Consider the following 21944-nt stretch of genomic DNA (forward strand, 5'->3'; position numbering starts at 1 on the left):
CTTTCAATACTGACTCCTCATTCGCCAGGGAAACCTCGTGACCACCATCGTGCCCCGACCCCTTCATCGCGCCGGACACGCCCGGCCCCTGTCCCGCCTTGCTCTGTTGCTACTGGCCTCGGCCATTGTGGTCGGGTGCGCCACGCCGCGCCCGGACCCGGAGCCGGCCCCGGAACCCGAACCCCGCGCGGACCTGGCTGAACTCCCGCCGGAGGTCCGCGCCAGCCTGCTGCTGAGCGAAGCGCGTTCGCGCCCGGAACCCGAGACGGTCCGGGGTGCGATCGAAGCCGTCCTGGCACTGGACCCGGCGACGCCGGATCAGCTGGAGCGGGCCGACACCCTCTGGGCCGAGCTGCCCGACGCCGAACGGGACTCCCAGGCCGGCCGCCTGCTGGGCGCGCGCCTGGCGGCGGCCCAGCGTGACTGGGACCTGGCCCGCGAGCGTCTCGGGGCGGACGATCCGGACGATCCGACGCGTTCACCGGAGGTCTATCGTGAAGGCCTGTCGCTCCACGCCCGGCTGCTGGAACACGAAGGCCAATGGTATCAGGCCCTGGACGCCCGCCTGCGCCTGGACGGGCTCCTGATCATGGAGCCGGATCTGCACAGCGAGAACCAGCAGCGCTTGTGGGGTCTGCTTGCGGCCCTGCGCCCGGCCCAGCGCGAACGAGTGACCGGCAACCACCCGCCGGATGGCGATGCCTGGGTCAGCCTGTTCCGGCTGCTGCGCGGCGCCGACACGCTGGACGCGGCACGCCAGGCCGCTGGCCAGTGGCGGGAACGCCATCCCTCGCACCCGGCCAACAGCCTGCTGCCGGAGCTGCTGGCGTCCCATCCCCTGACGCCGGACGCACCCGGCGACACTCTGGTGCTCCTGCCCCTGTCGGGCGATCTCGGCGAGCTCGGCAACGCCGTCCTGGACGGCATCACCCGCGCCTACTACGCAGAGGGGACCAGCAACGGGCGCCTGATCGTTCGCGACACTCGCGGGGAGCCGGATGCCGCGGCCGCGCTCTACCGGCGCGGCGTGGAATCGGGCGTCGCGCGCATCATCGGCCCACTGCGGCGCGAATCGGTTCAGCAGGTCGCAACCAGCGATCAGGCCGTTCCATCCGTGCTGCTGAACCGGGCCGGCACCATTGCCCACGAAGCGATGACCACGCTGGCTCTGAACCCGGAAGAGGACGCCCGGGCCGTGGCCGATCGCGCCGCGCGCGCCGGCTGGCTGCACCCGCTGGTGATCCTGCCGGAGGGGGCCTTCGGCGATCGCGTGGCGAGCGCCTACCAGGCGACGCTCGCCGAGGACGATCGACGCCCGCGCGACGTGATCCGGGTCCAGCCCACTGCGGGCGAACTGAACGCCACCATTGGCAATGCCCTGGGGATCCCGCAAAGCGAATCCCGCATTCGCGAGGTGGCGCGCCGGACCGGGCTGGAACTGGAGGCGGATCCGCAGGTACGTGCCGATGTGGACCATCTGTTCATCGCCGGGTCGGCCCCGCAGGTGCGGCGTATCGTGCCGCACGTGCACTTTCACCGCGCGAGCCACCTGCCGATGATGGCGACGGCCCATGTCTATTCGGGCCGTCCGGATGCGAATCGCGATGCCGACCTGAACGGGATCGTATTTCCCGACGCGCCGCGCCTGTTCGACCGAGTAAGCCCGCTGGGCGAAGAAGCGGACGCCGGCGACGAGGCACTGCCCCGTTTTGTCGCCCTGGGGATGGACGCGCTGCGCCTGAGCCTGCGCCAGGAAGCGGTGCGCAGCGCCCCGCATCACCAGCTGGTCGGCGCCACCGGGACCTGGGGCCTGAACCCGTTCAATCATGAATGGGTGCGGGAGCCGGCCTGGGCGCGCTTCGAGCGCGGCGAACCCCGGCGCATCGACCTCCCCGCCGGAGGCTCCTGAGTGTTTCGCCCGGGCGTCTCGGGACAGGCCGCCGAGGACCGGGCCGCCGCCTACCTCGAGACCCGCGGCCTGGAGATCCGGGCTCGCAACGTCCGCCGCCCGTATGGCGAGCTCGACCTCGTCGCCCAGGAGGGTGACACGCTCGTGCTGGTGGAGGTACGCAAACGCAGCCACCCCGGGTTCGGGGGCGGCGCGGAGAGCATCGACCGGCGCAAGCAGGCGCGCCTGCTACGGGTCGCCGAGGCCTATTTACAGGAGCATGCCTGGAACGGGCCGGTGCGTTTCGATGTCATGACTCTGGATGGTCGCGACCGGATCGACTGGCTGCAGGACGCCATCCAGGCACCCACCGATTAAGCCCACCCCATGACTCCACTGGCCCGCGAACTGGAACAACTGCTGGCACCCGGCGATCGGCTACTCGATCCGGCGGACTGCTGGACGTATGGCGCGGACAACTCGAAGCTCCACGCGGTCCCGGACGCAGTGGCCTTCCCGCGCGACGCGGATACCGTGCGCGAGCTGGTAGGACTGTGCCGGCGCCTGGGCGTCGCCCTCACCTGCCGCGGGCGCGGGACGGGCACCACGGGCGCCGCGGTGCCGGACCACGGGGGGCTGGTGGTGTCCTTCGAGCACATGAACCGCATCCTCGAGGTGGACCCGGACAATCGCTGGCTGATCGCGGAACCCGGCGTCACCAACGGCGAGATCCAGCAGGCCGCGGGACGCCACGGCTTTTTCTGGCCACCGGATCCGACCAGCAGCGCCTACTGCACCCTGGGCGGCAACCTGGCGTACAACTCCGCGGGGCCGCATGCGGTGAAGTACGGCACCCCGCGGGACAACACCCTGGGCCTCGCCGGCGTGGCCGGCACCGGAGAGGCCTTTCGCACCGGGGTCCACACCACCAAGGGTGTCGTGGGTTACGACCTCACCCGGCTGCTGATCGGCTCCGAGGGCACGCTGGCCGTGATCACGGAGGCCACGCTGCGCCTCACCCCCAGGCCGGAGGCGACCCGCCTGATCCAGGCGGTATATCGCAATGTCGGCGACGCTGCCCGCGCCGTCTCGCGCCTGATGGCCCGAGCGGAAGTCCCCTCGGCGCTGGAATTCATGGACCACTCCGCCATTGCCATGATTCGAGACTATGATCCGGACTGCCCCCTGCCCGCGGACGCCGGCGCCATCCTGATGATCGAAACGGATGGCACCGAGGCCGGTATCGACGCCACCACCGCCGGCGTGCGCGCCGCGGCCGAGGGCCCCGGTTGCCTGGAGACCCACAGCGCCGACACCCCCGAGGCGGCACAGGCCCTGTGGGCCGTACGCAAGGCCCTGTCCCCGGCGCTGCGGACCGTGGCGCCGAAGAAGATCAACGAGGATGTGGTCGTGCCGGTCTCGCGCATCCCCGACCTTATCGCGGGCCTGGACCGCCTGGCCACGGAGCACGCGATCAAGATCGTGAATTTCGGCCATGCCGGCAACGGCAACATCCACGTGAACCTGCTGGTCAACCCGGACGACCCTCAGGAACTGGCGGCGGCCGAACGCTGCCTGGACGGGGTCTTTACGCTGGTCCTCGCGCTCGGCGGCACCCTGTCCGGGGAACACGGCATCGGTCTGGTCAAGCGGCCCTATGTGGCGCGCGAGTTGGACCCGGTGGCTCTGGGGCTGATGGCGGGCATCAAGCGCGAGTTCGATCCCGACAACATCCTCAACCCCGGCAAGGCACCCGGCCCGGCCTGAGGCGACGCCCCCTTCGTCCGGCACACATCCCCGGAAAAGAAACGGGCCCCATACGGGGCCCTGCGCACTACTTGACGACCTTTAGCGACGGCCCCTTGCGCCTGGGCGCCGGGGCATCCTCTCCACCCCCGCCATCACCGGACCCATCCGGCGGCGTACCCGGACCATCGTCCTCGGGGCCGGGCCCCGGCTCACTGCCGAACATCATGCCCTGCCCGTTCTCGCGGGCGTAGACCGCCAGGACCGCTGGCATCGGCACAAACACATCCATCGGGTTGCCGGCGAAGCGGGCCGAGAAGGCCACGGCGTCGTCCCCGATATTCAGCGCCTGTACCGCGGAGGGACCAACGTTCAGGGTGATCTTGCCCTGATCCACAAAGGCCTCGGGCACGACCACACCCTCGACCGTGGCGTCGACCAGGATATGCGGCGTGAAGCCGTTATCCGTGACCCACTCCCACAGCGCACGGAGCAGATAGGGGCGCGACGAAGTCACAGGCGCAGCTCGCGCTCGGCCTCGGTCAGACTCACCTGGAAAGACTCGCGCTTGCACACACGGTCGGCGTATTCCTGGATCGCCTGCGGCAGCGAGGTCAGGTCGATACCGACCGCCGGAAGCCGCCACATTACGGGGGCAATGGCACAGTCGACGATGGAGAACTCGTCACTCAGGAAGTACGGCTTGAGTTCGAAGATCTCCGCCGAGCTCACCAGGCTCTCGCGCAGGATCTTGCGCGCCTTGGTCAACCCCGAGCCGGAGGCCTTGTAGACCGCGTCCAGCCCCTCGTACCAGTCGCGTTCCACGCGATAAAGCGCCAGCCGCGCGGCCGCCCGCGAAACCGGGTCCACCGGCATCAATGGCGGATGCGGAAAGCGCTCGTCCAGGTATTCGGTGATGACATGCGTCCCGTACAGGGCCAGGTCGCGATCCACCAGGGTCGGGACCTCGTTGTACGGATTCAGATCGGAGAGATCCTCGGGCAGCTCGTCCGGCCCGAGATTCACGACATCCACGGCGATGTCCTTCTCCGCGAGGATGATGCGCACCCGGTGGCAGCGCACACAGTCGTGAGCAGAAAACAGGGTCATAACGGAACGACGGTTGGCGACCAGCGCCATGGCTTTCTCCCTAGCCCGGCCAGGCACGAGGCCACGCCGGGCAGACGGTCAATAACACCGGCGCGCGATCATCCCTGATCGGTGCGCCGGCGACGGTTCAGGCCGCCTAGTGTACGTCTTTCCAGTACTCCTTTTTCAAGAAGTAGGCCAGAATCGTGAAGATCCCGAGGAAAATCAGGACGTACAGGCCGATCCGCTGGCGGTCCAGCTGCATCGGCTCGCCCATGTAGGAGAGGTAGGTGACGATGTCGCGCACGGCGCGGTCGTATTCGCTGGGCGTCATGCTACCGGAGCGCACCAACTCGAGACGCTCGTTGCCGTCCTCGTCGACAACCTTCTCCTGCCACCCCTGGAGCTCCCACAGCACGTGCGGCATGCCGACGTTGCTGAACACGGTATTGTTCGCGCCCAGCGGACGCGACTCATCCACATAGAAGCTCTTCAGGAAGGTGTAGACCCAGTCCTCGCCATGGATGCGGGTGGTCATGGTCAGGTCGGGCGGGACCACGCCGAAGGCCTCTTCGCCGTAGTCGTCGCTCATGGCGTTCTTCATCAGCGAACCCACGCCGACCGGATCACCGGCTTCGTCGGTAATGAAGATGAAGTTCTCTTCCATGTGCTGCTCGGTCAGCCCGATATCCCGCGCGACGCGGTTGTAGCGCATGTACTCCGTGGAGTGGCAACCCATGCAGTAGTTCATGAACAGGTTGGCACCGCGCTGCAGCGAGGCCTCATTGGTCACGTCAATATTGGCCTTCTCCAGGTCACCGTCGTACCCGGCCGCCGAGGCGGCCGGGACGGTGAACAGGGCCGCAGCGGCCAGGAACGTAGTTGCAATCAGCGTTTTCATTACGAAGTCACCCTTTCCGGAACGGCACGGTCACGGCCCAGGCCACGCGCGAAGGCGGGGGCCACCATGGTCACGAACAGATACACGGTCGGAATCAGCCAGGACCACATGATCAGACTCGCGTCACTCGGATCGAAACGCAGGATGTCGTAGATCGTGTAGATGCCCACCACCACGGCGAATGCGATCAGGCTGAAGACCGCGGAGCGTTCCTTGCTGAGGAACCACAGCAGGAAGAAGAACGCGAAGTAGACCGTGGAGAAGCGCAGGCTCATCTCGCTCACTTCCGTGGTGGCCTGCTGCAGACCCAGCCAGCCGAGGATCACGAAGGCCACCACGAACACCGCCAGGTTGAACTTGGCCGCGAACGAGCGGTAGCGCATCGACAGTACCGGATTGCGATCCAGCCACGGGATGAAGAACAGCATCACCACCGCAAGGCCCATCGCGACCACGCCGAGGAACGGATCCGGCACGGATCGCAGCACCGAATACATCGAGGTGAAGTACCACACCGGCGGGATGAGATCCGGGGTGACCAGCGGGTCGGCCGGGATCATGTTGTCCGGCTTCAGGAACAGGCCGCCACCGGTCGGGAAGAAGAACATGATCACGGCAAAGACCATCAGGAACACGCCGACACCGACCAGATCCTTCACGGAGTAGTACGGGTGGAACGGGATGCCATCTTTCGGGATGCCGTTCTCGTCCTTGTTTTCCTTGATGTTGATGCCGTCCGGGTTGTTGGAGCCCACTTCGTGCAGCGCAATGATGTGCGCGGCCACCAGCATGATCAGCACCAGCGGCAGGGCAATCACGTGCAGCGCGAAGAAGCGGTTCAGCGTGGCATCGGAGAGCAGGAAGTCACCGCGAATCCAGGTCACCAGGTCCGGCCCGATGTACGGGATGGTCTGGAACAGGTTCACGATCACCTGTGCGCCCCAGTAGGACATCTGGCCCCACGGCAGCAGGTAGCCGGCGAAGGCCTCGGCCATCAGCACCAGATAGATCAGCACACCGAAGATCCAGATCAGCTCGCGCGGCTTCTTGTAGGAGCCGTACAGCAGTGCCCGGAACATGTGCAGATAGACCACCACGAAGAACATCGAGGCGCCGGTGGAGTGCATGTAGCGGATCAGCCACCCCCACTCCACGTCGCGCATGATGTACTCGACCGACGCGAACGCGAGTTCCGCATCGGGCTTGTAGAACATGGTCAGGAAGATGCCGGAGACGATCTGGATGACCAGCACCAGCAGTGCCAGGGAGCCGAAGAAATACCAGAAGTTGAAGTTCTTCGGCGCGTAGTACTGCGCCAGATGCTCGTTCCACATCTGGGAGAGCGGGAAGCGGGCATCGACCCAGCCCAGCAGACCGCCCTGGATCTTGGTATCAGGATTGCTGGCCATTTAGATCGCCTCCCCGTCTTCGTCTTCACCAATGACAAGCAAGGTGTCCGTCCGGTACATGTGGCGCGGGATCACCAGGTTGGTCGCCGCCGGCATATTGCGATACACGCGGCCGGCCAGGTCGAAGCGGGAGCCGTGGCAGCCGCACAGCCAGCCACCCTGCCAGTCGGACCCCATCTCGGGGTCACCGATCTCCGGGCGGTAGGTGGGCGAGCAGCCCAGATGGGTGCAGATACCGATCACGACCAGGAACTCGGGATTGCGCGAACGGTGCTCGTTCTGCGCGTATTCCGGCTGCTGGCTCTCGACCTCGGACTCCGGATCACGCAGGCGGTCGGTCACCTCGGACAAACCGGCGATCATCTCTTCGGTGCGTCGCACGACCCAGATGGGCTGGCCGCGCCATTCGACGCTGACACGCTGGCCCGGCTCGACAGCGGACACGTCGAACTCGACAGGGGCCCCGGCCGCCTGAGCGCGCGCGCTGGGCTGCAAGGACGCCAGGAACGGGGCCGCGACAGCGGCGACCCCGGCTCCGCCTACGACAGATGTCGCGGCGACGAGGAACCGGCGCCGGCCTCGGTTTACGCCTTGGTTTGCCATGTTTGTCTCTCCAAACAACGTGTTGAAATCGTATTCCCGCAGCCACGCAACCAAGGCGCAGCCTGAACGCGAGGGGCCTTGGCCGCACGCGCGAATACCCATCTGGGCGGGCTGTAAAATCCGATAGAATTCCCGAACACGCTAATAAGGTCAAGTAGATTACTGCCTTAAGACCGAGCATTGCGCTTGGTCACGCGCGCCAAAAACCTCTATAACCAACTGATTACAGAAGGGCGCGGACGGGGCATCCGGCACGCCCCCAAAGCGAACAGGCTGCACTGCAATCTCGCACGCGGTCGCGTGCGGGCGGGATCGCCCCCGCTCAGGCGGGATTGTCGATCTCGATAAACTGGTGTTCGAGACCGAAGCGCTCCGCGCACCACTGGCCCAGGGCCGGGGCCCCGTAGCGCTCGGTCGCATGATGTCCGGCAGCGAAGTAGTGCACCCCCAGCTCGCGCGCCTCGTGGGTGGTCTGCTCGGAGATCTCGCCACTGATATAGGCATCCACTCCCTGTGCCGCGGCCTCGGAAAGCAGGGACTGGGCCCCGCCGGTACACCAGGCGATGCGGCGGATGGGATGGTCACCGGCCTCCACGCACAGCGCCTCGCGCCCCAGCACGTTGCTGATATGCGCCTGCATGTCGGGCGCCGACATCACCCGCGCCGGGCTCCCCACCTGGCCGACGCCGTCCTCGCGCAGTACACCATCGATCGCGAATCCCAGGCGCCCAGCCAACTGGGTGTTGTTGCCAAGCACCGGGTGGGCATCCAGCGGCAGGTGGTAGGCGACCAGGTTGATGTCATGGGCCAGCAGCAGGCGCATGCGCTCGCGCTTCATGCCGGTCACCTCCTGCGGTTCGCCCTTCCAGAAGTACCCGTGGTGCACCAGGATCAGGTCGGCCCCGGCCTCCACCGCCGCCTCCACCAGTGCCAGGGAGGCGGTCACCCCGCTGACGATCCGGCGGATCTCGCGACGTCCCTCCACCTGCAGGCCATTCGGGCAGTAATCGCGGAAGCGCTCCGGCTCGAGCTCCGCATTCAGTGCCTGCATCAGTTCATCGCGATTGACCACGGCGGGATCCCCTGTTGAACGCTGATTCGGTATATTCGACATATGGTGAATTTCTCTCGCTTTCTGCTGCAAGCCGCGCTGACCGGCATTGCCCTGGCCGTGGTGATCGCGGTGTTCTTCCCCGAGATCCTCGGCCGCGACGAATCCGGCGCCGATCTGCAGGTCGCCGAACCCGTGCCGGCCCCGGGCGCCACGGGTGCGCCGGCCAGCTACGCCGACGGCGTACGCCGCGCCGCGCCCGCGGTCGTCAACATCATGACCTCGCGCACCATCGACCGGCCCTCTGGCCTCGGCCTGCATGAATTCTTCGGCCAGCCCCTTCCGCCGGGTGAACAGGAGCAGTCCAGCCTCGGTTCCGGGGTCATCATGACCGAACAGGGGCACATCCTCACCAATCACCACGTGATCGAGGAGGCTGATGCCATTGCCATCATGCTCCCCGGCGGCGAGGCCCACCCCGCCGAGATCATCGGCATCGATCCGGATACCGACCTTGCCGTTCTGCGCGTGCGCGCGCCGGGGCTCGGTGTGGCCACGGTGGGGCACTCCAGCGACCTGCGGGTGGGCGACGTCGTGCTCGCCATCGGCAACCCCTTCGGCGTCGGCCAGACGGTGACCCAGGGGATCGTCTCCGCCACCGGGCGCAACCAGCTCGGGATCAACACCTTCGAGGACTTCATCCAGACCGACGCGGCGATCAATCCGGGCAATTCCGGCGGCGCGCTGATCAATGCGCGCGGCGAGGTCGTCGGCATCAACACCGCGATCTTCTCGCGCTCCGGCGGCTCCCACGGCATCGGCTTCGCGATCCCGGTGGATCTGGCGCGCAGCGTGATGACCGAGATCATCGAACAGGGCTATGTCGCCCGCGGCTGGCTAGGGATCGAGGTCCAGGCGATGAACCGCGAACTGGCCGAATCCTTCGGCCTGGACACGCCGCGCGGCGTGCTGGTCGCCGGCATCCTGCGCGAGGGGCCTGCGGAAGAAGCTGGAATCCGACCGGGGGACATCATCACCCACCTGGACGGCAGCAGCGTGAACACCCCGCGAGAAGCGCTCAACGTGATCGCCCGCACCTCGCCCGGCGCGACCCTGGACATCCGTGTCCAGCGCGAGGGCGAGGACGTCGAACTCGCCGCCACGGTCGCCCAGCGACCCATCTGACGCCGAACCGCTAGCGCCCGCGTCGCCTATCCACCGGCCGGCGAACTGACCGTGGTCAGTACCGCGGTCAGCAGCAGGATCGACCCGACCAGACCGCCCTCCAGCGCGATACTGCGGCGCAGCCGCCCGGGGGCCCCGGGTTCGCCGCGCTCGAACGCCGGCACCAGCCGCCACTTGTTCGCGGCGGCCAGCAGCAGGAGCAATCCGACGATCAGGACCTTGCCGATCAGGAACTGCCCATAGCCCGTGGTGAGCAATGGCGTGACACCGCCCAGCAGCAAGGCCGCCAGCACCACACCGGCCAGCACCAGCAGCCCGACCCCGAACGCCGCCACCTGGCCGAAGCGCGCCAGGATGCGCGCGGCATCACAACCCGCCGGCGGGTGCCCCGCCAGGCGATACAGCGGCCACAACGAACCGACCCAGAAGGCCGCAGTCAGCAGATGCAGCACCAGCAGCCCTCCCAGCAGGACGCGCGGCTCGTCCACCGTGTGCCCGACCTGCACGAAGGCGAGCATCACCAGCAATACGCCGGCAAGGCTGAGACCGTAGCCCAGCCCCGGCAACCGACGGGCATCCAGCAGGATCGCCTGCACCAGCAACAAACCGCTCACAGCCAGCACCAGCCGGGTTCCCTGCGCCCCCTCGAACACCACGCCGAGCAGCATGGGGTCGAAGGCAGCCGCACCATTGCCACCCCCGAGGTATCCGGCCTGCAGCGGCCACTGGACCAGGGCCAGTACGATCGCGACCCAGGCCGCGATCGCACCCATGCGGCTGGCCGCCCGGCGATCCGGATCAGGCAGATCCGGAAACGCCAGGCGAAACAGCACCGCCCCGGCCGCCAGCAGGGCACCGGCATAGAACCCGGCCACCACCAGCATCATGGCGACCGTCCAGGCATCCACACCGGCAAGCGCAGACAGCCAGGCCACGGCTCAGTCCTCCACCGTGAAGCGGAAGCTCCCGGACATCATGTGGCCGTCACGGGCCAGACCACGCCAGCGCACCTCGTAGCGCCCCGGTTCCAGATCACCGGCCGGACGCACATGGTACTCCTCGGTCGGATCACTGCCCGGCTCGTTCTCCAGGGACACGCGGCCCTGCGGGCCGATCACGTCGAACTGGGTGATGCGCATCGCGCCATCGAAGTGAATCCCGATCTCCTCCGGGGTGCCCTGCACCGTGGAGCCATCCTCCGGGACCTGTCCCATTTCGCCCTCGTGGGCCAGCAGGGGGCTGGCGAAGGCCAGCAGCAGGGCCGCAAGGGCGGAACGCAGGATATTGCGGTTACCAATCGTCATCATGTCGTCCTCAAGTTGTTCAAGTGCAGTCGTGTCGTGTCGGAATCCGCCGGCCACAGGCCACCGGGGGCCGCCTTGCGGCGCTCCCGGTGCCCGCACCGGTGGAAACTCAGTGGTTGTGGCCTCCGTGGCCGTTGTGTCCTCCATGCCCCCCGTGGCCGCCATGGCCTCCGTGCCCGCCATGCGCATCGCGGCTGGGGGTCGGGAGCCCGTCGGAATCCGCACCCGCGACCTTGCCGCGGCGCACCGGATTGCCGAAATCCGGATCGCGGCTCACGCGGCGGGCCACCTCCCCGTCCGGGTGCCAGTACCAGCCGGGATCGCGGAAGTCCCCGGGCTCCAGGTCGTCGCGCACCTTGATCAGGGTGAACATGCCGCCCATGCCGATGTTGCCGAACGGCCCCTGGCCCATCCCCATCGGCAGGGTGTTCTCCGGCCCGCGCATGTGGCCGCCGTCGGTATGGTCCTGGTGATCCGCCATGCCGTGTTCGCCCATGGCCATATAGCCGGGCAGCAGCGTACGGATCTCCTCCTCGAGGCCGGACTGGTCCACACCCAGGGTGTTGGCGATGCCGTGCCCCATCGGGTTCATGGTGTGGTGGGACATGTGGCAATGGAATGCCCAGTCACCCGGTGGCGCGACGAACTCGATATCGCGGGTCTGGCCGACCGCGACGATCTCCGTGGTCTCCTTGCGCCACTGGTTGCGCGGCCAGCGCCCGCCATCGGAGCCGGTCACCTCGAACGACACCCCGTGCACGTGCATCGGGTGGTTCCACATCGACAGGTTGCCCATGCGGATGCGCACGCGCTCGCCCGTTTTCGCCACCAGCGAGTCGATGGCCGGGAACACCTTCGAATTCATCGACCACAGGTCGAAGTCCACCATGATCGACGGGTCCGGCGTGCGCGTGCCCGGGTGCAGCCCCCAGTTGTGCAGCAGGATCGCGTAGTCGCGGTCCACCGGCTCGATCTCGCCATCCTTCGGGTGGATGATGAACATCCCCATCATCCCCATCGCCATCTGCACCATCTCGTCGGCGTGCGGGTGGTACATGTGCGTACCGTGCTGGTTCAGCTCGAACTCGTAGACGAAGGTCTCCCCCGGATGGATCGGCGGCTGGGTCACGCCCTTCACCCCGTCCATGCCCGAAGGCAGATGGATGCCGTGCCAGTGCACCGAGGTGTATTCCGGCAGGCGGTTGGTCACGTAGATGCGAACCTTGTCGCCCTCCACCGCCTCGATGGTCGGCCCCGGGGTGGTGCCGTTGTAGCCCCAGCACTTGGCCACCGAGCCGGGCGCGAACTCGTGCTCGATCTCCTCGGCGACCAGGTGGAACTCCTTCACGCCGTTGTTCATTTCGTACGGCAGGGTCCAGCCGTTCGGCGTATGCACCGGCATGTAGCCCTGTTCGGTGCGTTCGCCGGGCGTGGCGTCGCCCTCGTTGTGGTGCTCGTGACCCGTTTCGGCCATTACCCGGGTCAGGGTAGTTGCCGGCAGCATTGCCGCGCCGGCGGCCAGCAGGAAGTTACGCCGTTTCATCAGTGATGCCCTCCGTGACCGTCGTCGCCGTGGTCACTGTGATCGCCATGGTCATGATCTCCGTGATCCCCGTGATCCCCGTGATCCCCGTGATCCCCGTGATCCCCGTGATCCCCGTGATCCCCGTGATCCCCGTGATCCCCGTGGTCGCCGTGGTCGCCGTGGTCGCCGTGGTCGCCGTGGTCGCCGTGACCGCCATGGTCTCCGTGATCCATCGCGGACGGATCATGTTCGAGCGCGTCGGTTTCAAGATAGCCCTCGTCACCCGGCACCCCGCCTGGCAGCTCGCCGGCCACGGTGAAGGCCAGGTCGACCCGGGCCCGCCAGTACTCACCCAGTGCGGCCACCGCGCGCTGCCAGTCGGCCAGCTCTTCCTGCTTGGTCACCAGCAGGTCGAAGACATCGTCGAACATGAAGTTCACGCGCTCCTGCACGCGCTCCAGCTCGATCTCCCGGGCCGGCAGCAGTTCGTAGCGCTTGGTGCCGAACTTGTCGCGGTGATGGGCCAGGCGGACGAAGTGCTGGTGCACATCGGCGGTGACCGCCTGCTCCAGCCGGGCCCGGCGGGCCTCGCCGTCCTCCAGCCGCGCCTCGGCGCGGGCGATGCCGGCCTGGTTCTGGTTGAAGATCGGCAGGGTGAAGGAGATACCTCCGCCCCACAGGCGGGTGCCGTCCGTCTCGCGCTCGAACTCGATACCGGGCTCGATGTCGCCCAGCCAGCGATAGCGGCGCACCAGGGCCACGCCCTCGGTGAGCCCCTCCAGGGCATGATCCAGGGCCCGCAGGTCCAGACGCTGCTCCAGGGCCTGCGCGACCAGGGCATCGCGATCGTCCACACCGGCCAGCGGCAACGGCAGCTTGCCGGGGATCTCCCAGCCATCCACCTGGCCGGGAAGACCCATCAGGTGGGCCAGGCGCAGACGGGTTTCGCGCTCGCGCTGCCGCGCATCCTCGAGCTTCAGCCGGGCCTCGGCCGCACGGATGCGCAGCTGTGCCCGCTTCAGGTCGGGGATATTGCCGGCGTCATAGAAGCGCTCGCCCAGCAGCGAGCCAAGATCCGCGGCACGGGTCTCCAGCGCCTGTACCTGAGCCCGCTGGCGCGCAGCCACTGCGTCATACCAGGCACGTTCGGTGTCCGAGGCCAGGGCTACCATGCCCTCGGCCAGCTGCAAGCGGGTGGACTCCCAGTGGGATTCGGCAATGTCCTGGCGGGCGCTGCGCATCAGCAGGCCAGAAATACCCCAGGCCAGGCCAACCCCGACTTCGTTGCCGCCACCGCCCTCGGGGCGCATCACCGACAGCGACAGGGTGGGATTGGAAAACTGGGCGGCCTCGACCACGTCGGCGGCCGTCAGATCCAGCTTGGCGTAGGCCTGCTGCATGCGCGGGTTGCGCCACAGGGCCTGATGAATGGCCTCCTCGAGCGTCAGCTCGCCGGAGGGGCGGGGCATCTCCGACTCGGGCAGGTCGATCCCCTGCACCGAGATGTCCTCCGCCAGTTCGGAGCGGTCCAGCTCGGGCGCAGTGACCGCGCAACCGGCGAGGAACAGCACCGATACGACGGGGAGCAGCAATCGGGTTGCTCGCATCGTGAAAATCTCCTTGATCGGACTTCGATTCCGCATCCCGCGCGAACGCGCGACACGGCCTTGCCGCCCGCCGGCACCGAGTGGAACCCGGACGTGCGGACAGCCCCGGCGCTCGGGCCGGTACAGTCAGATCAGGAGAGGATCGGGGGTCGGTATAACGCGGCCGCGGGCGGGCCGCTCTGGAAGGAATACAGGCGCATGGCCTGCGTGACCGGGGTCAGCAGATGCATGCCGGTGATGGACGGCATGCCCTGGCAGTGGCTGCAGGCCGAGCAACTCGCCAGACAGGCGCCATCTAGGCAATCCGCGTGCACGATCACCCCGCTGGCGTCAGAGGAATCGGATGCTTCATGGGCGTGGTCGCCGCCATGCCGAGTATCGGCGGGACCGTCCTGCGCATGGTGATCATGGTGGTCGCCGTGCGCGTGATCATGCGAATGATCATGGTCCGCGTGATCCGCCGCCTTGTCGCCCTGCGACTGGGCCCCGTGCATCGCATGCCCGGCGTGACTGCCTCCCTCGCTCGCAACCGCCGCAAGCGCCGGCAGGCCGGCAATCGCCAGCACCAGCATCCAGCACAGCAGTCGATGGAAGACCCGTTTCACGTCGGCCAAACCTCGTTTGGGGCCATCTCGGCCCAGCAAGCGGCCTGCAACATACCACAACCCACACCCTTGGGCGCCACCCCTTGTAGGAGGCCAGCCCTCTGGCCGATTGGGACCAGACCAGCGCCCCATCGGCGAGAGGCTCGTCTCCTACAAATCCGGGGCTGGCCCTGTTGGTGCCCTGGGCGGCCGGGGCCATTCCTGCGCCCCATCGGCCAGGGGACTGGCCTCCTACGCCAGCGCGCGCTCGATCACATCGCGCAGGTCGCGCGACAGTTCGAGCGCGGCGAGGCGTTCGAGTTCCGCCCGCATCTGTTCGCCGCGAACGCTGTCCACCTTTTGCCAGCGCGTCAGCGGCTGGGCCAGGCGCGCGGCGGTCTGCGGGTTCATCGCGTCCAGCTTCTCGACAAAGCCGCCCATGCGGCGATAGCCCTCGCCGTCTTCCTGGTGGAAGTGGCGTTCGTTGCGGGCCATGAACGGCCCGAGCACCGCGCGCACCCGGTTCGGGTTGGTCCAGCGGAACCCGGGGTGCTCCAGCAGCGCCTCCAGGCGCTCGAAGCCTCCGGGGACCTGGCTGCCGGCCTGCAGACCGAAGTACTTGTCCAGCACCAGCGGGTCGTCGCGGTAGCGCTGCTCGAAGTCCGTCAGCAGCACCTCGCGGGCCTCGTGATCCAGTTCGTTCACCGCGTTCAGCGCACCCATGCGCATGGTCATGCTGCGCGCCTTCTGGTACTGCGCCAGGGCCTCGGGCACCGCGGCCTGGTCGCGGGCCGCCACACGCAGCGCCAGCAGACGGTTGCGCAGCTGGCGCAGGCCCATCGCCTCGGCGGTGAAGGCACCATTGTCCACGTCGTCCAGCTTCGGCTGGATCTGCTGCATCGCGCCGGTCAGCGGGGCATAGAGGCGCTTCTCCAGGTCGTCGCGCTCCATGCGCAGGCGCACCGGATCGACGCGCTCGAACAACTCGGCCAGCTCGCGCGTGGGCGGCAGCTGCAGGATGGTCGCCAGCAGCACCGGCTCGATCGCCGGATCCTCGATCAGGGCGTGCAGGGCGTGCTCGATGGCGGCCTCCAGCGCGGAGTCGGCGGCGTCGTGCTCGATGCGCGCACGGATGGCGCGACGGAACAGGGTCTGCGCGGCCTCCCAGCGGGCGAAGGCATCATCGTCATGCGCCAGCAGGTGCGCCAGTTCGTCCACGCCCTGGTTGGCGTTCAGGATCACCGGGGCGGAGAAGCCGCGTAGCCAGGAGATCGCGGCCACCTCGGCGGACAGGTCCTCGAAGCAGAAGGTGTGCTCGGCGGCGTCCAGCTCCAGCACCCATTCGTCGCGCGCGGCTTCGTCGCCGTCCCGGCGCGCGCGGATGCGCTGGCCGTCGGCATCGAGAAAGGCCATGCGCACCGGGATCACCACCGGCTCCTTGTGCGCCTGGCCCGGGGTCGGCGGGGTCTCCTGCGCGAGTGTGATACGGGCCGGTCCGCCGGGGCCGTCGAACGCGGTGCCTGCGGTCACATGCGGCGTGCCGGCCTGGGTATACCAGCGCTTGAAACGGGCGAGATCGCGCCCGCTGGCCTCGGCCATCACCGCGACAAAGTCGTCCGTCGTCACGGCCTGGCCGTCGAAGCGCTCGAAGTATAGGTCCAGCCCGCGACGGAAGGTCTCGCGCCCGATCAGGGTGCGCAGCATGCGGATCAGCTCCGCGCCCTTCTCGTAGACGGTCAGGGTGTAGAAGTTGTTGATCTCGGCGTAGTGGTCCGGGCGCACCGGGTGCGCCAGCGGTCCGGCGTCCTCCGGGAACTGGAAGGCGCGCAGCATGGCGACATCGTCGATGCGCTTGACGCCGAACAGGGTGCAGTCGGTGGTGAATTCCTGGTCGCGGAAGACCGTGAGCCCTTCCTTGAGTGACAGCTGGAACCAGTCGCGGCAGGTCACGCGGTTGCCCGACCAGTTATGGAAATACTCGTGGGCGATCACCGACTCGATGGCGACAAAGTCACTGTCGGTGGCGGTGTCGGGGCTGGCGAGCACGTACTTGGCGTTGAACAGGTTCAGCCCCTTGTTCTCCATCGCCCCCATGTTGAAGTCGTCCACCGCGACGATCATGTACACGTCCAGGTCGTATTCGCGGCCGAAGGCCTCCTCGTCATAGCGCATCGCGCGCTTCAGCGAGGCCAGCGCGTGATCGCAGCGATCGGCGTTGTGCGCCTCCACAAACAGCTCCAGCGCGACCTCGCGCCCGGACATGGTGGTGAAGGTGTCGCGCTGGCAGGCCAGATCCCCGGCGACCAGCGCAAACAGGTACGACGGCTTGGGGAACGGATCCTCCCACACCGCGTAGTGGCGCCCGCCGTCCAGCTCGCCGGCCTCCACGCGGTTGCCGTTGGCCAGCAGCACCGGGTACTGCGCCCGGTCCGACTCCAGGCGCACGCGGTAGGTGGTCAGCACATCCGGACGATCGGGGAAGAACGTGATGCGGCGAAAGCCCTCCGGCTCGCACTGGGTACACAGCATGCCGCTGGAGGCGTACAGGCCCTCCAGCGCGGTGTTCTGCTCCGGGTGGCAGCGGCTGACGATCTCCAGCCGCGCCGCCTCCGGCAGGCCGTGCAGCAGCAGGCCCTCGGCGTCCTGCTCCAGCAGGCCCTCGCCCGGCTCCGCGCCATCCACCGTCAGCGACGCCAGCTCCACACCATCGCCGTACAGCCGCAGCGCCCCGTTCGGCTCCGCCGCCTGCGGGTTGCGGCGCACCGCCATGCGCGTGGTCACCTCGGTGGTCGCCGCGTCCAGCTCAAAGTCCAGCTCCAGGCTCTCCACCACAAACGCCGGCGGCTGGTAATCGCTCAGATAAACCGCCTGGGGACTCGCATCACGCATTCCAAACTCCAAATCATCAATAACCGTTCAACACGTATCACGCCCACGCGGTCCACACCCCAAACCCGGACAAGGACCCCGTCATTGCGAGGCCCCGCAGGGGCCGTGGCAACCTCCATCCGCACCCCCCACGCTTCTCCGTCCCGGCCCGGGCCACCCCCACAGATCGCCACGTCGCTACGCTCCTCGCGATGACGCCGATTATTCCCCCGTCATTGCGAGGAGCGCAGCGACGAAGCAATCTGCCGGCCCGAAACCACCGGAGCCCTCGAATCCACCGCGCTGCCAGCCGCAGGAGATTGCTTCACCGCCTTCGGCGCCTCGCAATGACGGCGCCGGGGATCTGGCGCTGCGCGTCCAATCCGTTAGCATACCGCGCATGGAATGGATCGATATCTGCTTCAACCTCACCCACGAATCCTTCAACAAGGAACGCGACGAGGTCCTCGAACGCGCCCGCGAGGCCGGCGTGTCCTGGATGCTGATCACCGGCGCCGACGCCCACCAGAGCGAAAAGTGCCTGGAGATCGCCGACCAGTACCCGGACTGCTGCCGCGCCACCCTGGGGGTGCACCCGCACCTGGCCAAACAGTGGACCGACGCGATCGCCGCCCGGTTCAGTGACCTCGCCCGCGCGGACGAAAACGTCGTCGCCATGGGCGAGATGGGGCTGGACTACAACCGCGACCACTCGCCGCGCCCGCAGCAGCGCATCGCCTTCGAGGCCCAGCTGGAGCTGGCCGCCGATCTCGGCCTGCCGGTGTTCCTGCACGAGCGCGACGCCCACCACGACTTCGCCCAGATCCTGCGCCGCTGGCGCGACAAGCTGCCGGCCGCCGTGGTGCACTGCTTCACCGGCGAGGCTGACGCCCTGGCCGAATACCTCGACCTCGACTGCCACATCGGCATCACCGGCTGGGTCTGCGACGAACGCCGCGGCACCCATCTGCACCCGCTGGTCCCGCGCATCCCGCGCGGCCGCCTGATGATCGAGACCGACGCCCCCTACCTCCTGCCGCGCACCCTGCCCAAGGGCAGCGGCAAGAAGATCGGCAACGGCCGGCGCAACGAGCCCGCCTTCCTGCCCCACATCGGCGAATACGTGGCCCAGCTGCGCGACGAGACCCCGGAAGACCTCGCCACCCACACCACCGCCACTGCCCGCGCCTTCTACAACCTGCCCGCAACGGCCAGTGCCTGATACCCCGGACAGCGGACCGCAACGGGTCGCGCTGGTCACCGGCGCGGCGCGCGGGATCGGCCTCGGCATTGGCGAGCGCCTGGTGCGGGATGGCTGGCAGGTGGTGCTGGCCGATATCGACGGCCCCGAGGGCGAACGGGCCGCCGCGCAACTGGGCCCCGCCGCCCGGGCCATCACGCTGGATGTCCGCGACGAGGAACAGGTCCGCGAGGCCATCCGGCGCACGGAGGAATGGCACGGTGGCCTCGATGCCCTGGTCAACAACGCCGGCATCAGCGACCCGCACTCCGGGCCACTGGATGAGCTGGAGCTGGCCGACTGGCAGCGCTGGCTGGATACCAACCTCACCGGCGCCTTCCTGCTCGCCAAGCATGCCCTGCCCCTGCTGCGGCGCCGTCGGGGCGCCATCGTGAACATCAGCTCCACCCGCGCCCTGCAGTCAGAGCCGGACACGGAGGCCTACGCCGCCAGCAAGGGCGGGCTGGACGCCTTCACCCACGCCCTGGCCATCAGCGCCGGGCCGGAGGTCCGCGTCAACGCCATCCGCCCCGGCTGGATCGACACCCGCAGCCCTGATCAGCAGCAGGCCGAACCGCTATCCGCACAGGACCACACCCAGCACCCGACCGGCCGCGTCGGCCAGCCCGCCGACATCGCCGCCCTGACCACCTTCCTGCTCGGCCCGGACGCAGGCTTCATCACCGGCCAGATCTGGAGCGCCGACGGCGGCATGACCCGCCGCATGATCTACACCGACTGACGCCATTTGGAGGGAAAGAGTAGCCCTAAGCCCGCAATCGACCTTCCACACACTCTGTTGGTCGGGTGAGATCCGCCACTTACCGAGACCCGACCTCGTTATGCAGCTCGCGCTGGTCTCGAGAGACCTCGGCCCGGATCAGCTCGGATCGCAGGCTGGAAGCAGGTACCTCGAAACGTTCGAGCGAAGCCCCCCAGCGCAGGTGCTCCGCAAAGTCCACGTCAGTTAGCCGGTAGGCCCGGCCGAGTCGCTCGGTCGGCATCACCCGCTCGGCAACCTCAAGGTCGTTATCCAGCACGGCCAGAACCTGAATCGACGCGTCGCTCGTCGCGTCTCGAAAGATGTAGCCCTCACGGAAACCGAAAAGCAGTCGGGCCTGCTCCTGGCTGCGCGCCTCCCAGATATCGACTGCCCGGTCGACATACGCCCGGCGATGCACCGCATGCTTTGCCCGTTCCTTGGGGTCGGTCATCCCCTCCGCCTTCAGGCGGTCCCGCAGTGCTTTCGTCTTCTCGCGGTGCACGAGCAATGTGCTAACCACCCCAAGGTTCTCCCAATGGTGCCGGCCGATCTGATAGACCCAGTCGGAAAAATATTTCCACGGATCCTGAATTTCTCGGGTCTTTGCCATCAATACGCTTCCGGTATCAGGTGTTCCATTTGTTCGAGAAGTGCTTCAACGGCCGCTGATGGCCGCACAAAACGCTTCGAGAGATTGGGGCCGGCAATGGCCCACCGCTTCGGGCGGGGTGGATCAACATAGAGGAGGTAGACCGGGTTCTTCCTTGGAGCACCGTTCTTCTTCGGCTCATGCAGCCCCACGCAATTCCCTTGCGGAATCACATGCCAGGGCGTTCGGGTCAGACGAGACCCAATCACCAGGCCGGCTTCATCAATCGCCACTTCCGGCCGCATGCGATCAAGAGGGTGCAGCTCCGGATCGCTCGATTCATCCGGAGATTTGAGCCACTCCCTGTCAATGCTATCGAGCCCCAGAATCTGGTCGCGCGGCCACAGCTCCCCCGTTTTCACGCTCACCACGTCCGAGCGGATGTTCGATCCCCGAAAGCGTCGATGCTGATTACGCAGAATCGACCACCCCTCTACGTACAACACCGCGTCTTTCACGAACAGCCTTTTCGCCACTAGGTCCCGCTCGGTGATTGCACCCCGCGCGTCCTGGTACATGAAGCGCAAGCGGTGATCCCCCACCCACAATTCCACTTTTGCCTCCGCACGAAAGTTCGGCTCTAAAGCTGAGCATGGCCCGGATGTCCGCCGGGGTCCACCTTCAGGTTTTGCATGGCCTTAGAGGGTCAGACCTCGCCTTTTGCCTCCAGAAAAGGGCCTCAGACTAGAAAACACAACCATGGATCGATCATGCTTTTAGCAGTCCAAGTGCACGAACGCCACCGGCCGTACTTGGGCAACCCATAAGTCGAGCTCTTGGGAATCATTCGTTCGACACGTAGGTACCCGTTGGCGCGTTGCCTCCGATGACCTGCGGGCGCAGGATATTGGGTCTGTTGGCGAAGGGTGCGGGGATTGTGCGTATGAAGACTTCGGTGATTCTGACCGTGATCGGGCCGGACCGGCCGGGGCTGGTGAGCGCGGTGGCGGCGCGGGCTCGGTCGGCGGGCGGCAACTGGCTGGAAAGCCGGATGACGCAACTGGCCGGACAGTTTGCCGGAGTGGTACTGCTGGAGGTGGATACCGAGAATGCCGACGCGCTGGAGGCCGCGCTGCGCGGGCTGGCAGGCGACTCGCTGCAGGTGCATATCCAGCGCGGCAGCGAGCTGCCCCCGGCGGCGCGGCATCCGGTGGTGCTGGACCTGATCGGGCACGACCGACCGGGGATCGTGCAGGACATCACCGCCGTACTCTCGCGCCACGGCGTGAGTGTCGAGACGCTGGAGACGGCCTGCGAGCCGGGCTCGATGACCGGCGAGCCGATGTTCCGCGCGAAGGCCCGCCTGGGCGTGCCGGAAGGCCTGGACCTGCACACGCTGCAGGACGACCTGGAGGCCCTGGCCAACGAGTTGATGGTCGACCTCGAACTCCACGACCCGCTGCAGGAACCACCCGAGGCCGTGGCCTGACCGTCTCCCGACGCAGGTAGGCAACATCCTGCAATCGCAGGGTGCCGTTGAGCGCAGCGAAACGCACCACTCCCTGCGCGGTCCGAGCCCCGATGCGATTCGC

At 67.3% G+C, this 21944-nt stretch carries 21 protein-coding genes; 7 read left to right on the forward strand and 14 right to left on the reverse strand.

All coding sequences use genetic code 11. From position 1 onward, the window contains the following. Nucleotides 1–37: 37 nt before the first annotated feature. The 3 genes from D103_RS0108475 to D103_RS0108485 are packed head-to-tail and all read left to right on the forward strand — an operon-like array spanning nucleotide 38 to nucleotide 3655. Nucleotides 38–1909 (forward strand): penicillin-binding protein activator, encoded by a 1872-nt coding sequence (locus D103_RS0108475; RefSeq protein WP_038028571.1) that lies wholly within the window; start codon nucleotides 38–40, stop codon nucleotides 1907–1909. Further along, nucleotides 1910–2266 (forward strand): YraN family protein, encoded by a 357-nt coding sequence (locus D103_RS0108480; protein WP_018865641.1) that lies wholly within the window; start codon nucleotides 1910–1912, stop codon nucleotides 2264–2266. Nucleotides 2267–2275: 9 nt separating this feature from the next. Continuing rightward, the gene (locus D103_RS0108485; protein WP_018876485.1) at nucleotides 2276–3655 is read left to right on the forward strand and encodes an FAD-binding oxidoreductase; all 1380 of its coding nucleotides are present in this window, start codon (nucleotides 2276–2278) and stop codon (nucleotides 3653–3655) included. 67 nt (nucleotides 3656–3722) lie between these two features. On the opposite strand, the gene D103_RS0108490 is transcribed toward D103_RS0108485, so the two are convergent. From D103_RS0108490 to D103_RS0108515, 6 genes are all read right to left on the reverse strand, one after another. Then, on the reverse strand, nucleotides 3723–4151 hold the full coding sequence (locus D103_RS0108490) for a ClpXP protease specificity-enhancing factor (protein ID WP_018876486.1): 429 nt from the start codon (nucleotides 4149–4151) through the stop codon (nucleotides 3723–3725). Beyond that, the gene (locus D103_RS0108495; RefSeq protein ID WP_018876487.1) at nucleotides 4148–4774 is read right to left on the reverse strand and encodes a glutathione S-transferase N-terminal domain-containing protein; all 627 of its coding nucleotides are present in this window, start codon (nucleotides 4772–4774) and stop codon (nucleotides 4148–4150) included. The genes D103_RS0108490 and D103_RS0108495 overlap by 4 nt, the downstream gene beginning before the upstream one ends. Before the next feature lie 106 nt (nucleotides 4775–4880). After that, nucleotides 4881–5624 carry a cytochrome c1 gene (locus D103_RS0108500; RefSeq protein WP_018876488.1) on the reverse strand — a complete coding sequence of 248 codons (744 nt, stop codon included), beginning with the start codon at nucleotides 5622–5624 and terminating at the stop codon, nucleotides 4881–4883. Further along, nucleotides 5624–7033 (reverse strand): cytochrome b N-terminal domain-containing protein, encoded by a 1410-nt coding sequence (locus D103_RS0108505; protein ID WP_018865637.1) that lies wholly within the window; start codon nucleotides 7031–7033, stop codon nucleotides 5624–5626. Before D103_RS0108505 ends, D103_RS0108500 begins: the two co-directional genes overlap by 1 nt. After that, nucleotides 7034–7636 (reverse strand): ubiquinol-cytochrome c reductase iron-sulfur subunit, encoded by a 603-nt coding sequence (gene petA / locus D103_RS0108510; protein ID WP_026279149.1) that lies wholly within the window; start codon nucleotides 7634–7636, stop codon nucleotides 7034–7036. A gap of 322 nt (nucleotides 7637–7958) precedes the next feature. Continuing rightward, a complete protein-coding gene (locus D103_RS0108515; protein WP_018876489.1) occupies nucleotides 7959–8708 on the reverse strand; it encodes a Nif3-like dinuclear metal center hexameric protein in 750 nt (249 codons plus the stop codon). 42 nt (nucleotides 8709–8750) lie between these two features. On the opposite strand from D103_RS0108515, the gene D103_RS0108520 reads away from it, so the two are divergent. Continuing rightward, nucleotides 8751–9872 (forward strand): S1C family serine protease, encoded by a 1122-nt coding sequence (locus D103_RS0108520; RefSeq protein WP_018865634.1) that lies wholly within the window; start codon nucleotides 8751–8753, stop codon nucleotides 9870–9872. Nucleotides 9873–9898: 26 nt separating this feature from the next. On the opposite strand, the gene D103_RS0108525 is transcribed toward D103_RS0108520, so the two are convergent. The 6 genes from D103_RS0108525 to pepN all read right to left on the reverse strand — a co-directional run bounded on the left by D103_RS0108525 (nucleotide 9899) and on the right by pepN (nucleotide 17781). Further along, on the reverse strand, nucleotides 9899–10807 hold the full coding sequence (locus D103_RS0108525) for a CopD family protein (protein WP_018876490.1): 909 nt from the start codon (nucleotides 10805–10807) through the stop codon (nucleotides 9899–9901). Nucleotides 10808–10810: 3 nt separating this feature from the next. Continuing rightward, nucleotides 10811–11179 carry a copper resistance CopC family protein gene (locus D103_RS0108530; protein WP_018876491.1) on the reverse strand — a complete coding sequence of 123 codons (369 nt, stop codon included), beginning with the start codon at nucleotides 11177–11179 and terminating at the stop codon, nucleotides 10811–10813. A 106-nt stretch (nucleotides 11180–11285) separates the two neighbouring features. Continuing rightward, nucleotides 11286–12719, reverse strand: coding sequence for a multicopper oxidase family protein (locus D103_RS0108535; RefSeq protein WP_018876492.1), 1434 nt, complete (start codon nucleotides 12717–12719; stop codon nucleotides 11286–11288). Beyond that, a complete protein-coding gene (locus D103_RS0108540) occupies nucleotides 12719–14293 on the reverse strand; it encodes a TolC family protein (RefSeq protein ID WP_018876493.1) in 1575 nt (524 codons plus the stop codon). Before D103_RS0108540 ends, D103_RS0108535 begins: the two co-directional genes overlap by 1 nt. A 146-nt stretch (nucleotides 14294–14439) precedes the next feature. Then, nucleotides 14440–14880 (reverse strand): hypothetical protein, encoded by a 441-nt coding sequence (locus D103_RS0108545; protein WP_051074669.1) that lies wholly within the window; start codon nucleotides 14878–14880, stop codon nucleotides 14440–14442. Nucleotides 14881–15144: 264 nt separating this feature from the next. Continuing rightward, nucleotides 15145–17781 carry an aminopeptidase N gene (pepN, locus tag D103_RS0108550; RefSeq protein WP_018876495.1) on the reverse strand — a complete coding sequence of 879 codons (2637 nt, stop codon included), beginning with the start codon at nucleotides 17779–17781 and terminating at the stop codon, nucleotides 15145–15147. Between the two features lie 379 nt (nucleotides 17782–18160). On the opposite strand from pepN, the gene D103_RS0108555 reads away from it, so the two are divergent. After that, nucleotides 18161–18982 carry a TatD family hydrolase gene (locus tag D103_RS0108555; protein WP_018876496.1) on the forward strand — a complete coding sequence of 274 codons (822 nt, stop codon included), beginning with the start codon at nucleotides 18161–18163 and terminating at the stop codon, nucleotides 18980–18982. Next, complete coding sequence (locus D103_RS0108560) at nucleotides 18975–19742, forward strand: SDR family oxidoreductase (protein WP_018876497.1); 768 nt, start codon at nucleotides 18975–18977, stop codon at nucleotides 19740–19742. Before D103_RS0108555 ends, D103_RS0108560 begins: the two co-directional genes overlap by 8 nt. Nucleotides 19743–19821: 79 nt before the next feature. On the opposite strand, the gene D103_RS0108565 is transcribed toward D103_RS0108560, so the two are convergent. Beyond that, nucleotides 19822–20373, reverse strand: a complete 552-nt coding sequence (locus D103_RS0108565; RefSeq protein WP_018876498.1) for a hypothetical protein — start codon at nucleotides 20371–20373, stop codon at nucleotides 19822–19824. Then, a complete protein-coding gene (locus D103_RS0108570) occupies nucleotides 20373–20966 on the reverse strand; it encodes a WYL domain-containing protein (RefSeq protein ID WP_018876499.1) in 594 nt (197 codons plus the stop codon). The genes D103_RS0108565 and D103_RS0108570 overlap by 1 nt, the downstream gene beginning before the upstream one ends. Nucleotides 20967–21295: 329 nt before the next feature. Between D103_RS0108570 and D103_RS0108575 the strand changes: the two genes are divergently transcribed. Continuing rightward, the gene (locus D103_RS0108575; protein ID WP_018876500.1) at nucleotides 21296–21841 is read left to right on the forward strand and encodes a glycine cleavage system protein R; all 546 of its coding nucleotides are present in this window, start codon (nucleotides 21296–21298) and stop codon (nucleotides 21839–21841) included. Nucleotides 21842–21944 lie beyond the last annotated feature (103 nt).

Source organism: Thioalkalivibrio sp. ALE31 (assembly GCF_000377405.1).
Lineage (GTDB): Bacteria > Pseudomonadota > Gammaproteobacteria > Ectothiorhodospirales > Ectothiorhodospiraceae > Thioalkalivibrio.

Bases quoted from the DNA above. Each gene is read 5' to 3' on its own strand.
- D103_RS0108485 (WP_018876485.1), top strand. From the start codon at position 2,276: ATGACTCCACTGGCCCGCGAACTGGAACAACTGCTGGCACCCGGCGAT.
- D103_RS0108495 (WP_018876487.1), bottom strand. From the start codon at position 4,774: ATGGCGCTGGTCGCCAACCGTCGTTCCGTTATGACCCTGTTTTCTGCT.
- D103_RS0108500 (WP_018876488.1), bottom strand. From the start codon at position 5,624: ATGAAAACGCTGATTGCAACTACGTTCCTGGCCGCTGCGGCCCTGTTC.
- D103_RS0108505 (WP_018865637.1), bottom strand. From the start codon at position 7,033: ATGGCCAGCAATCCTGATACCAAGATCCAGGGCGGTCTGCTGGGCTGG.
- petA (WP_026279149.1), bottom strand. From the start codon at position 7,636: ATGGCAAACCAAGGCGTAAACCGAGGCCGGCGCCGGTTCCTCGTCGCC.
- D103_RS0108520 (WP_018865634.1), top strand. From the start codon at position 8,751: ATGGTGAATTTCTCTCGCTTTCTGCTGCAAGCCGCGCTGACCGGCATT.
- D103_RS0108530 (WP_018876491.1), bottom strand. From the start codon at position 11,179: ATGATGACGATTGGTAACCGCAATATCCTGCGTTCCGCCCTTGCGGCC.
- D103_RS0108535 (WP_018876492.1), bottom strand. From the start codon at position 12,719: ATGAAACGGCGTAACTTCCTGCTGGCCGCCGGCGCGGCAATGCTGCCG.
- D103_RS0108545 (WP_051074669.1), bottom strand. From the start codon at position 14,880: ATGCTGGTGCTGGCGATTGCCGGCCTGCCGGCGCTTGCGGCGGTTGCG.
- pepN (WP_018876495.1), bottom strand. From the start codon at position 17,781: ATGCGTGATGCGAGTCCCCAGGCGGTTTATCTGAGCGATTACCAGCCG.
- D103_RS0108555 (WP_018876496.1), top strand. From the start codon at position 18,161: ATGGAATGGATCGATATCTGCTTCAACCTCACCCACGAATCCTTCAAC.
- D103_RS0108565 (WP_018876498.1), bottom strand. From the start codon at position 20,373: ATGGCAAAGACCCGAGAAATTCAGGATCCGTGGAAATATTTTTCCGAC.
- D103_RS0108575 (WP_018876500.1), top strand. From the start codon at position 21,296: ATGAAGACTTCGGTGATTCTGACCGTGATCGGGCCGGACCGGCCGGGG.